We start from the raw sequence: 10,999 nt of genomic DNA, 5'->3' as shown, positions 1-10,999 counted from the left end.
GTCCATCTGAATTGCCCGGAAATGTGATCCGACGGCGCGTCTCCTGCGTTTCAGGGGCAGCGGAGCAGGAGCGCGTGTCATGCGGGTACTGGTGATCGGCAGCAGCGGCGGGATCGGAGCGGCGCTCGGCGCCGCTTATGCGGCGCGCGGGGCCAAGGTTAGGGGAGTGTCGCGGCGCGACGATGGCCTCGACCTCACCGACGAGGCCAGCATCGAACGAACGCTCGACGCGCTCGAAGGTCCCTTCGACCGCATCTTCGTGGCGACCGGGGCGCTCGAGCTTCAGGATGCCCCGCCGGAGAAGAGCCTTCGTGCGCTCTCGGCCGAAGCCATGGCGGGGCAGTTCACGCTGAACGCGGCGGGGCCCGCCCTCGTCCTCAAGCACGCCCTCCGCCTCATGCCGCGCGATGCCGACTGCCGCTTCGCCGCGCTCTCGGCCCGCGTCGGCTCCATCGGCGACAACCGGCTCGGCGGCTGGTACAGCTACCGGGCCGCCAAGGCGGCGTTGAACCAGCTTCTGCGCACGGCCGCGGTCGAGATTTCCCGGACACATCCCCGTGCCGTGATCGCTGCGCTCCATCCCGGTCACGTGGCCACGCCACTGTCGCTGAAATACGGCGGTGCGCTGCCGTCCGATCCGCCTTCGGTCGCGGCTGCCCGGCTTGTCGACGTCCTCGATTCTCTCGACCCTGCAGACAGTGGCGGATTCTTCGACTATGCCGGAAAGCCGATCCCTTGGTGAGGCCGCGTCGCGTCCTCGTCCTCGGTGACCCCGCCAAGACCCAGTGCAGGCCCGGGGGCCTGTTCCTTCACAGCGCCATGCTGGCATTTTCCCGAACGCCACTGCGTGCGCCTCGGCGCCCATCCCCGCATGGCGGTGATCTGGCGCGGCTGGCAGAAGCGGCACGAGGCGGAGCAGACCGCGATCCTGAGGGGGGCCGAAACGGTCCTCACGCGGCGCGACGCGGGCGAGAGGCCGTGAGCGCGAAGGGCCGGCTGTTCCCGGCCCTTCGCAGCCGCGTCAGTTCCGCGAGCGGTCGACCATCTTGCCCTTGGAGATCCAGGGCATCATGGCGCGCAGCTTTTCGCCCACCTTCTCGATCTGGTGTTCGTCGTTCAGGCGGCGCGTGGCCTTGAAGAACGGCTGGCCGACGGCGTTTTCCTGCATGAAGTCGCGCACGAACTTGCCGGTCTGGATGTCGCGCAGGACCGCCTTCATCCGCGCCTTGGTCTCGTCATAGGGCAGGATGCGCGGGCCCGAGACATACTCGCCATATTCGGCGGTGTTGGAGATCGAGTAGTTCATGTTGGCGATGCCGCCCTCGTAGATCAGGTCGACGATCAGCTTCACCTCGTGCAGGCACTCGAAATAGGCCATTTCGGGTTCGTAGCCGGCTTCGACCAGCGTCTCGAAGCCCATGCGGATCAGCTCGACGAGGCCGCCGCAGAGCACCGCCTGCTCGCCGAAGAGGTCGGTCTCGCATTCCTGGCGGAAGTTGGTCTCGATGATGCCCGACCGGCCGCCGCCGATGGCCGAGCAGTAGGAGAGGCCAAGCTCCATCGCCTTGCCCGAGGCATCCTGATGGACCGCGACAAGGCAGGGCACGCCGCCGCCCTTGACGTATTCGCCGCGCACCGTGTGGCCGGGGCCTTTCGGCGCCATCATGATGACATCGACGCCGGGCTTCGGCTCGATCAGCCCGAAATGGACGTTGAGACCGTGGGCGAAGGCGATCGCCGCGCCTTCCCTCAGGTTGTCATGGACATATTTCCTGTAGGTCGCGGCCTGCAGCTCGTCCGGCATGGTGAACATGATCAGGTCGCACCATTTCGCGGCTTCGGCGATGCCCATGACCTTGAGGCCCTCCTTCTCGCACTTCGCCGCCGAGGGGGAGCCTTCGCGGAGCGCGATGACGACGTTCTTGGCGCCGGAATCGCGCAGGTTCAGCGCGTGGGCATGGCCCTGGCTGCCATAGCCGAGAATGGCGACCTTCTTGTCCTTGATGAGGTTGATGTCGCAGTCGCGATCGTAATAGACGCGCATGGCGTGGTCCTTTCTCCGTTGCTGGCGGCAGCATAGAGACAGGGCGGGGATTTCCGGCGCAAAGTTTGACGAAACCTGGACGATATGCGAAAAGCCATTCGCGAAATAGGTCATTTCCATAATTTTCATGCATATCGACGACACCGACCGACGCATCCTCCGCCAGCTTCTGGCCGATCCCGGCCTTGCGACCGCCGAACTGGCCGAGCGGGCCGGCGTGACCGCCGCGACCTGCTGGCGGCGGCTCGAACGGCTGGCCGAGGCCGGCATCCTGAAAGGGCAGCACGCCGTGATCGACTGGCGGCGCCTGGGCTGGGCGGTGGAAGTCTCGCTTCGCTTCACCCTCGACAAGACCGATCCGCGCGCCTTCGACGAGTTCCTTGCCGCCGCCCGTGACGTGCCCGAGGTGATCGAGATCCAGACCTTCCTCGGCCGCGTGGACGTGCGGCTGAACGTGATCGCCCGCGACATGGGGCACTACCAGCACATCTACCGCGACCGCATCCTGACCCTGCCGCATATTGCCGACATCGAAAGCCTGATGCTCGTCTCCACGATCAAGGACACCGGGAGCCTGCCGCTGTGATCGACCTCGACGATACCGACCGCGCCATCCTGCGCGCCCTCGTGGCCGACGCCACGAGAAGCGCGGGTGCCATCGGCCGCGCGCTGGGGCTGTCGCAGCCCGCCGCCTGGCGCCGCATCCGGCGGCTCGAGGAGGCGGGCATCCTCGCCAGCCGGCGTGTCGACCTCGATGCCGAAAAGCTCGGCTTCGACGTTACCGTCTTTCTTGGCGTCAAGCTCGCCACCAAGGGCCGCGTCGGGCTCGAGGATTTCGAGCGTGCCGTCACCGCGATCCCCGAGGTGCAGGTCGTCCAGCATGTCCTTGGCCTTTACGATTACCGGCTTCGCGTGACCGCGCGCGACCTTGCCGATTTCGAGCGTGTCCTCCGTCGCCGGATCATGACCCTGCCCGGCATCGGCAATGTCGAGGCCAATGTCCTTCTCGGCGAGGAACGCCGCCCCGGCCCGCTCGGCTGACCCCGATGCGCTTCGGCTTTGCCTCCGGGCCGGGGCTGCGCTACTCCGGTTGCAACGGTACAGGAGGATTCCATGCCAGCACTTCTTCCCACAATCGACCCGGACGGGCTCGAGGAATTCTCGGTCGTATTCACCGACCGCTCGCTCAATCACATGAGCGCGGCCTTCCAGCAGGTGATGCGCGACATCGCGGCGACCCTGCGCGAGGTCTACCATGCCGAAGCCGTCGCCCTTGTTCCCGGCGGCGGCACCTTTGCAATGGAGGCGGTGGCGCGCCAGTTCGGTGGCGGGGCAAGGGCGCTGATCGTGCGCAACGGCTGGTTCTCCTACCGCTGGAGCCAGATTTTCGAGGCCGGCGGCTTCGCGGGCGAGACCTTCGTCGAGATGGCGCGGCGGACGGGCAATGCCGCCGACGCCGCCTTCGCGCCCGCGCCGATCGAGGGGGTGGCGGCGAAGATCGCAGAGGTGAAGCCCGATCTCGTCTTCGCGCCCCATGTCGAAACCGCGTCGGGGATGATCCTGCCCGACGATTATCTCAAGGCGCTGGCCAAGGCGGCGCACGAAGCCGGCGCGCTCTTCGTGCTGGACTGCATCGCGAGCGGTTGCGTCTGGGTGGACATGAAGGAAATCGGCGTCGATGTCCTGATCTCCGCGCCGCAAAAGGGCTGGTCGGCCTCGCCCTCGGCGGGGCTTGTCATGTTCTCGCAGGCGGCGCTTGACCGGATGGAGGGCACGACCTCGTCGAGCTTCGCGCTGGACCTGAAGAAATGGCGCCAGATCATGGCGGCCTATGAGGCAGGCGGTCACGCCTATCACGCGACCATGCCGACGGATGCGCTTCGGGCCTTCCGCGACACGATGGTCGAGACGAGGGATTACGGGTTCGAGCGTCTGCGCGAGGCACAGTGGAAGCTCGGCAACGCGGTGCGGGCGGAACTTGCCTCGCGCGGCATCCGGTCGGTCGCGGCCGAGGGCTTCGGCGCGCCGGGCGTGGTCGTCAGCTTCACCGACGATCCGGACATCCAGAACGGCAGGAAGTTTCTGGCAAAGGGGATCCAGATCGCCGCCGGTGTGCCGCTGCAGGTGGGCGAGGGCGAGGCGTATCGCAGCTTCCGCCTCGGCCTTTTCGGGCTCGACAAGCTCTACGACGTGGACGGCACCGTGGCGCGGGTCAAGCGGGCGCTCGACGCAGCACTTGGCTGATCAGCGCATCCCGAGCCCGGCCTTCATCAGCGTGGCGCGCACCGGTTTCAGCGAGTAGAGCGCATTGAGCGCCCCCGCCCGCAGGTCGCGGAGCGGCTGTGCCGACAGCATCGACGCGCGGTTGAGAAGGTCGATGCCCGTCACCCGCGCCTTCACCTCGGGCCAGCGGCGGCGGTTGTAGGCGGTGAGCATGGCGCGGTCGCCGAGACGGTCGGGCGATGCCTTGGCAAGCTCGAGCAGGCAGGCAAGATCGGCGAGCGACATGTTCAGGCCCTGCGCCCCGATCGGCGGCACGACATGCGCCGCCTCGGCCAGAAGTGCTGTCCGCTCGCCGTCGAAGCGGTCGGCGATTTGGGCGATGATCGGCCAGACCGACCGCGGCGTGACAAGGGTCAGGGGGCCGAAGATGCCCGCGGAACGGGCGAACATTTCCCGTTCGAACTCCGGTACCGGAAGGCTCGAGAGTCGCACGGCCTCGGGCCCCCGTTCCATCCACACCACGGCCGAGGAGGGCAAGCCCTGCCGATCGGGCAGCGGCACCAGCGTGAAGGGCCCCCCTGAGCGGTGGATCTCGGTCGAGACGTTGTCGTGCGGGATCGGGTGCGTGACGGCGAAGGCCAGCGCCTTCTGGCCGTAGCGGATGGTCCTGACGCCGATGCCCACGGCCTCGCGCACAGGGCTCGCCCGTCCGTCGGCAGCGACGAGGAGCCGGGCCGAGACCTGGCCGCCGTCCGAAAGCGTCACGCGCGCCTCGCCCGCGCGGGTGAAGACCGCCCGCGTACCGATGCCCGGGCGGAACGCTACATTCGGCAGAAGGCCGAGCCGCGCCACCGTCTCGCGCCGCAGGAGCCAGTTCGGGAAGTTCCAGCCAAAGGGCTCGTCGCCGATCTCGGCCGCGTCGAAATCCTTGACGATGCGGGGTTCGGGCCGATCGCCCCCGGCATCGACGATCCGCATGATCCTGAGCGCCGCGCCATGGGGGGCGATACGGTCCCAGAGCCCGGCCGCCTCCAGCACCCGACGCGAGGGTTGCAGAAAGGCGGTCGTGCGCAGGTCGGCGCCCGTCCCGGCTTCTTCCGTGACCGGGGGGGCGGGATCGACGCAGATCACCCGGAACCCGGCCGAGCCGAAGGCCGCGGCTGCGGTAAGCCCGGCGACGCCGCCGCCCGAAATCAGGATGTCCGTCGTTTCGATCATGGCCCCTCCGGCTTTTTCGCGACACTATCGCCCGGCCGGGGTGGGCTGCAACCGCGAGGGCGCCGCCGGCGCTACTTGCCGACCGAGATGAGGATCAGCAGCGCAAAGCAGACCGGCACCGCGGCCAGCGCAACCATCGTCAGGGCGACCAGCCCCCAGGTCTTCACCGCGAGGACGAGCAGGGTGACGAGGATGACGAGGAAATAGAGCAGGTTGTCACGGGTTCCGTGGACGAGATCGCGGGCAATCCAGCCGAAGAGGGGGATCGAATAGTACCAGGGCAGGCGCGGCGCCTCGGGGCGTGTGGTCATGGGTGTCTCCTGTTCGCTCGCCCGCAGATGGGGTCGGCGCACCCGGGGCGCAACCGGTCGGAATGCCGCAGGGGTGGGGGGCGACCGCGGTGCGGGGAGGGGGGCAGCCTGCTTCAGCGCAGCCGGGCGAGGAAGCCGGCGAGGTCGTCGGTGTGGTGGTGGATATGCGGCGCCGGCTCGGGCGCCGGGGCGACATGGACGGTGCGCATCCCCATCGCGTGCGGCGCGGCGAGGTTGCGCGGATCGTCCTCGAACATCGCCGCGCGGACGGCGTCGATCCCGGCGGAGGCGAAGACCGTCTCGAAGGCCCGCCGCTCGGGTTTGGGGCGGAAGCCTGCGTGCTCCACCCCGAAGACCGCGTCGAAGACGCCTGCAAGCCCGCGCGCGTCAAGCACGCGGGCGGCGTATGGCGCCGAGCCGTTCGTGTAGACGACACGCCGGCCGGGGAGCGCGCCGATGGCTTGGGCGAGCGCGGGGTCGGGCACGAGGTGATCGAGCGCGATGTCGTGCACGTCTTCCAGATAGGGCACCGGGTCCAGACCGTGTTCGTGCATGAGCCCGGCGAGCGTTGTGCCGTAGAGCCGCCAGTAGTCGGCGCGGAGCCGGTCGGCCTCCTCGCGCGGGACGCCAAGCGACTGCATGACGTAGGCCGTCATGCGTGCCTCGATCTGGTCGAAGAGTCGCGCGGCGGGAGGGTAGAGCGTGTTGTCGAGATCGAAGACCCAGGTCTCGACATGGGCGAAGGCGGCGGTGGGAGAAGGACGTCCGTGCATGGTGCCTGACTACACCCGGCCGCCCGGCGGAGCAATCGACCGCCTTGCCATCGCCGGACGCGCCGCCTAGGCTCTCGCGCCGCCGGTCGGCGCGGGGGGCGGGAAGGGATTAAGATGCAGAAGGATGCCTACACGCTCATCCTCGAAGCGATCGACCAGGGGATTTACCGCCCCGGCGACCGACTGGTCGAGGCGGAACTGGCCGAGCGGTTCGGCGTGTCGCGCACGCCGGTGCGCGAAGCGCTGCAACGGCTCGAGACGCAGTCGATGCTGACGCGCGACGGCCGGTCGATGATTGTCGCATCGCTCGACCACAACCAGCTTGCCGAGCTTTACGTCGTGCGCGCCGAACTTGAGGGCCTCGCGGCGCGGCTCGCGGCAAAGCATGCGACGCCCGAGGAAATCCGGGTGCTGAGCGAGATGGTGGAGGCCGACCGGACGATCGTCGATGACCCGGCCGAGCTTTCCCGCGCCAACCGCAGGTTCCACAAGCAGATACACCTCGCCTCGCACAACCGCTACCTCGTCCAGCAACTCGACCTCGTGCACCGCTCGATGGCGCTGCTCGCCTCTACCTCGCTGGCCGCCGAGGGTCGCGGGGAGGCGGCGCTGGCCGAACACGCGGACCTCGTGCGGGCGATCGCGGCGGGCGACGGCGAGGCCGCGCAGGCCGCGCTCAGGGCGCATATCTCAAAAGCCTTCGAAACGCGGCTGAAACTCGATGCCGGGACGGTCAAGGGCAAGGCCGGCGATCGTTGAACCGAGGACGTAGGGCGCACGCCGCGCCGCGCGGGCCGTCGCGGCGCCGGCATCGCGGTCGCTGACAAGGGTCAGGAGCGGGGGATAAACCAGCCGCGCCGGGCGGGTTTGCGCCGCTCCCTCATTGTCGCGCAGCCTGGCCGGCGCAGAGAGGTGGAGCCGTGCCGGCCGGGATGCGGGTGCCGGGACGGGCACGACCGGGCCGGCCGGGGTCGCGGGCACATGGACCGGGTCGGCGAGCACGAGGACCGGCAGAAGCTCAGCCTGACCGGCACGGGCCTCGACCACGCCATGCGCCGTCTTGTCCCAGTAGAAGGGCCTCGTCACGCATTCCGCGAGCGCCTTCCAGGCCGAAAGCGAGGCGAGCGGCAGATAGAAATGCAGGCTCGGCACCCATTTCATCAGGTGCCGGTGCCCCGGCCCTCGCGTGGCCCAGAGCCCGACGGCGACATTCACGGCCTCTGCCGCGACGAAGAGCGTGGCGAGCGCCGCGAGCACGGCCGGGGGAAGCGTCCGGGCAACCGGGTGCGGAAGGCCGAAGGCCAGCACCCAGAACGTCCAGAGCACCGGCGCGAGAAGCGACTGGCTGACCGACCCCAGAAGCAGGACCTGAATGCCGAGGAACCGCTTCGGTCCGAGCTCGCGCCAGAGCCGGACAGGATCGCGCATGTGGCTGGCCCAGGTCATGGCGAAACCCTTTTGCCAGCGCGATCTTTGCTTCATCCAGGCGACAGGGCGGGAGTTCGGCTCCTCCTCGGTCACCGTGTCGATGAGCTCGGTCCGGTACCCGTGGCGCGCGAGACGCAGGCCGAGGTCGGCATCCTCGGTGACATTGTGCGCGTCCCAGCCGCCCAGGTCCTCGATCGCCTTGCGCCGGAAAAAGAGCGTGGTGCCGCCCAGCGGCACGACGAGGCCGAGCCGGGCGAGGCCGGGCAGCATGGCGCGGAACCAGACCGCGTATTCGATCGCGAAGCAGCGCGTGATCCAGTTGTGGCGCGCGTTGTAAAAGTCGAGGATGCCCTGAAGACAGACGACCTCGGCCGGCGCGGCCGCGAAGCGGCGGACGACGGCATGAATCTGCCCGGGGTCCGGCGCGTCCTCGGCATCCCAGATGCCGACGATGGTACCGCGGCAGAAGTCGAGCGCGAAGTTCAGCGCGCGCGGTTTGGTCCGGATCGGCCCGCGCGGCACGATGACGACCCGCATCCAGCGCGGAAGCACCCGGCGCGCCAAGGCCCCTTGCGTCGCCAGGTCGTCCTCCTCCACCACGAGCAGGACGTCGAGCAATTCCTTGGGGTAGTCGATCCGGCCGATGCGGCGGATGAGGCGCGGGGCAATGTCGTCCTCGCGGAAGAGCGGCACCATCACCGAGACGACGGGAAGCCGTGCCGGCAAGGGAAGCGGCGGCCGGCCGACCGCAGCCTCGCGCCGCCGCCCCCGGACCACGGCCACAGCCGCGATTGCCTTCAACCCGGCGAAGGCCGCAAGCGTCAGGACCGCAGAGGCGGAGAAGAGCCCGAGCACGAGCGCCGGCGCCGCGAAGAGCCCGGCAAGGATCAGCCCGGCCGCCACGGCGACCACGACCTTCGCGCGCGCCGGGTCCAGCGTGCGGCAGCTTTCCGCGGCCGGGACCCGAACCTCGGCCTTGCGGACGAGCGCCGTCTGGCGCGTGGTGACCAGCGCGGCATGGACGTCGCGTTCCGGTGCGAGCGCCATCATCACCGGGCCGAACCCCGGCGGCAGGAGGCCGCGGACCCGTGCGAAGTCTTCCGGCCGCGCGGTCGCGATCACCGTTGCGCCGCCGATCCGTCTCCAGGGCAGGAGCCCGTGGGCAAGGCAGAACTCCGGCCCGAGCCTGTCGATGAGCCTTGCGTCCGGCGCCTCGGCCAAGAGGTCCACCGTCCTCGCGCCCCACTGGAGTGCGAGTGCTGCCATGAGGTCGACCTCGCTCACCCAGCCGTGGGTCAGGAGGATGTCGCCGATCCGCGCCTCCTCCCGGTCGCGAAGCGCAAGCGCCTTCAGCATGTTGCCGGGCTCCACCGCCTTCATGTCGATGAGGATCTGGCCGAGCGGCTTGCGCGTGTTCGCGCCCCTGCGGGAGACGGCGCGCGGGCCGAAGACCGGCAGCGTCGCCATGGCGCGGGGCGCGGCATCGGTCGACACGAGGCGGAGATGCGGTGCGGGGGGCGTCATGGCGGCCTGGATGGGAAGCGCTGGCCCGAGCCTCCGTCCGCAGGGTTAACGCCGGGTTAACGAACTCCGGCGAAGTCGCGGAAAAAGCGCGGCATTCCGGCTTCGCGCCGGACCCATCGACGGAGCCTGGCGATCAGCCCGCGCGCCGCGCGCGCATCGCCTCGGCGAAGCGCTCGAAGAGATAGAAGCTGTCCTGGGGCCCCGGGCTCGCCTCGGGGTGGTACTGGACGGAAAAGACCGGAGCACCCTCCACCCTGATGCCGCAGTTCGACCCGTCGAAGAGCGAGACATGCGTCTCCTTCACGCCGGCCGGCAGGGTCTGGCTGTCCACGGTGAAGCCGTGGTTCATCGAGGTGATCTCCACCTTCCCGGTTTCCAGATCCTTCACGGGGTGATTGGCGCCGTGGTGACCGTGGTTCATCTTGATCGTCTTCGCGCCAAGCGCCAGCGCGAGCATCTGGTGGCCAAGGCAGATGCCGAAGACGGGCAGGCCCTTCGCCATCACGCCCCGGATCATTGGCACGGCATACTCCCCGGTCGCCGCCGGATCGCCGGGGCCGTTGGAGAGGAAGACGCCCTCGGGCTCGTGCGCCAGCACCTCCTCGGCCGTCGCGGTGGCGGGCAGGACGGTGACGTCGCAGCCGACAGAGGCGAGGCAGCGCAGGATGTTGCGCTTGGCGCCGTAGTCGAGCGCGACGACCTTGAAGCCTGCGCCGGTGCGCTTGCCGTAGCCCTTGGGCCAGGCCCAGCGGGTCTCGTCCCAGCGGTAGCTCTGGGCGCAGGTGACGTCCTTGGCCAGATCGAGCCCGACGAGCCCGGACCAGGCCCGCGCCCTGGCGACGAGGGCGCCGATGTCGAAATTGCCTTCCGGATCATGGGCGAGGGCCACATGCGGCGCGCCCTGCTGGCGGATGGCGCGGGTCAGCCGCCGCGTGTCGACGCCGCCGATGCCGATCCGGCCGCGCCGGGCGAGCCAGTCCACGAGCGGCTCGGCCGCGCGCCAGTTCGAGGGTTCGGTCGGGTCCCACTTCACCACGATACCCGCAGCGACGGGCTCGGCCGCCTCGTCGTCATCGGGCGTCACGCCGACGTTGCCGACATGGGGGAAGGTGAAGGTGACGACCTGCCCTGCATAGGACGGGTCGGTCATGATTTCCTGATAGCCGGTCATCGCAGTGTTGAAGACCAGTTCCGCCACGGTCTCGCCCGCCGCGCCGAAGCCCTTGCCGTAGAAGAGCGTTCCGTCGGCCAGAGCCAGGCAGGCCGTGGGTCTGTCCGAACGCATGGGGGTATTGGGCATGGCGACTCCCCGGGTCACAAATCCCGCGGAACCTAAGGGCACGGCCGGGGTTGGTCAAGAGGCAACGGGGCTTTTGGCTTACGCAACGATTTCAACGGGTTAGTCGAAGACGGGGCAGTTGTGCCCAGGCCCGCTTGCGGCTATGTTGGGTGCTTCGGAAGCTCAGGGGATGGAGACC

12 protein-coding genes are annotated in these 10,999 nt (G+C 69.0%); 6 read left to right on the top strand and 6 right to left on the bottom strand.

Going from position 1 to position 10,999, the window contains the following annotated elements; translation table 11 throughout:
- The first annotated feature begins 79 nt into the window (after positions 1–79).
- Positions 80–742 (top strand): SDR family NAD(P)-dependent oxidoreductase, encoded by a 663-nt coding sequence (locus ACMUOO_RS06460; protein WP_301919009.1) that lies wholly within the window; start codon positions 80–82, stop codon positions 740–742.
- A 105-nt stretch (positions 743–847) separates the two neighbouring features.
- Positions 848–982: a hypothetical protein gene (locus ACMUOO_RS06455; protein WP_301919008.1), complete on the top strand. Its 135-nt coding sequence runs from the start codon at positions 848–850 to the stop codon at positions 980–982.
- Positions 983–1,021: 39 nt separating this feature from the next.
- Here the strand turns inward: ACMUOO_RS06455 and ilvC are convergent, their stop codons facing one another.
- Positions 1,022–2,044, bottom strand: a complete 1,023-nt coding sequence (ilvC, locus tag ACMUOO_RS06450) for a ketol-acid reductoisomerase (RefSeq protein WP_301919007.1) — start codon at positions 2,042–2,044, stop codon at positions 1,022–1,024.
- 127 nt (positions 2,045–2,171) lie between these two features.
- On the opposite strand from ilvC, the gene ACMUOO_RS06445 reads away from it, so the two are divergent.
- The 3 genes from ACMUOO_RS06445 to ACMUOO_RS06435 all read left to right on the top strand — a co-directional run bounded on the left by ACMUOO_RS06445 (position 2,172) and on the right by ACMUOO_RS06435 (position 4,288).
- The gene (locus ACMUOO_RS06445; RefSeq protein WP_301919006.1) at positions 2,172–2,630 is read left to right on the top strand and encodes an Lrp/AsnC family transcriptional regulator; all 459 of its coding nucleotides are present in this window, start codon (positions 2,172–2,174) and stop codon (positions 2,628–2,630) included.
- Positions 2,627–3,085 (top strand): Lrp/AsnC family transcriptional regulator, encoded by a 459-nt coding sequence (locus ACMUOO_RS06440; RefSeq protein ID WP_301919005.1) that lies wholly within the window; start codon positions 2,627–2,629, stop codon positions 3,083–3,085. The genes ACMUOO_RS06445 and ACMUOO_RS06440 overlap by 4 nt, the downstream gene beginning before the upstream one ends.
- Positions 3,086–3,157: 72 nt before the next feature.
- Positions 3,158–4,288, top strand: a complete 1,131-nt coding sequence (locus ACMUOO_RS06435; protein ID WP_301919004.1) for an aminotransferase class V-fold PLP-dependent enzyme — start codon at positions 3,158–3,160, stop codon at positions 4,286–4,288.
- Here the strand turns inward: ACMUOO_RS06435 and ACMUOO_RS06430 are convergent, their stop codons facing one another.
- From ACMUOO_RS06430 to ACMUOO_RS06420, 3 genes are all read right to left on the bottom strand, one after another.
- Positions 4,289–5,485, bottom strand: a complete 1,197-nt coding sequence (locus tag ACMUOO_RS06430; protein ID WP_301919003.1) for a UbiH/UbiF family hydroxylase — start codon at positions 5,483–5,485, stop codon at positions 4,289–4,291.
- A gap of 71 nt (positions 5,486–5,556) precedes the next feature.
- Positions 5,557–5,796 (bottom strand): hypothetical protein, encoded by a 240-nt coding sequence (locus tag ACMUOO_RS06425; protein ID WP_301919002.1) that lies wholly within the window; start codon positions 5,794–5,796, stop codon positions 5,557–5,559.
- A 113-nt stretch (positions 5,797–5,909) separates the two neighbouring features.
- Entirely contained in the window at positions 5,910–6,569 is a 660-nt protein-coding gene (locus tag ACMUOO_RS06420) for a pyrimidine 5'-nucleotidase (protein ID WP_301919001.1), read from the bottom strand.
- A gap of 114 nt (positions 6,570–6,683) precedes the next feature.
- On the opposite strand from ACMUOO_RS06420, the gene ACMUOO_RS06415 reads away from it, so the two are divergent.
- The gene (locus ACMUOO_RS06415; protein ID WP_301919000.1) at positions 6,684–7,328 is read left to right on the top strand and encodes a GntR family transcriptional regulator; all 645 of its coding nucleotides are present in this window, start codon (positions 6,684–6,686) and stop codon (positions 7,326–7,328) included.
- Here ACMUOO_RS06415 and ACMUOO_RS06410 read toward each other — a convergent pair.
- Positions 7,260–9,521: a glycosyltransferase family 2 protein gene (locus ACMUOO_RS06410; protein WP_301918999.1), complete on the bottom strand. Its 2,262-nt coding sequence runs from the start codon at positions 9,519–9,521 to the stop codon at positions 7,260–7,262. The genes ACMUOO_RS06415 and ACMUOO_RS06410 overlap by 69 nt on opposite strands.
- Positions 9,522–9,654: 133 nt before the next feature.
- The gene (gene carA, locus ACMUOO_RS06405) at positions 9,655–10,821 is read right to left on the bottom strand and encodes a glutamine-hydrolyzing carbamoyl-phosphate synthase small subunit (protein ID WP_301918998.1); all 1,167 of its coding nucleotides are present in this window, start codon (positions 10,819–10,821) and stop codon (positions 9,655–9,657) included.
- Positions 10,822–10,999: the final 178 nt, after the last annotated feature.

The sequence above is a fragment of the Albidovulum sp. genome (genome assembly GCF_041919395.1).
Taxonomy (GTDB): Bacteria; Pseudomonadota; Alphaproteobacteria; order Rhodobacterales; family Rhodobacteraceae; genus Albidovulum.
The sequence above is the reverse complement of the archived record's forward strand: the minus strand, read 5'-3'. Positions and strand labels throughout refer to the sequence as shown.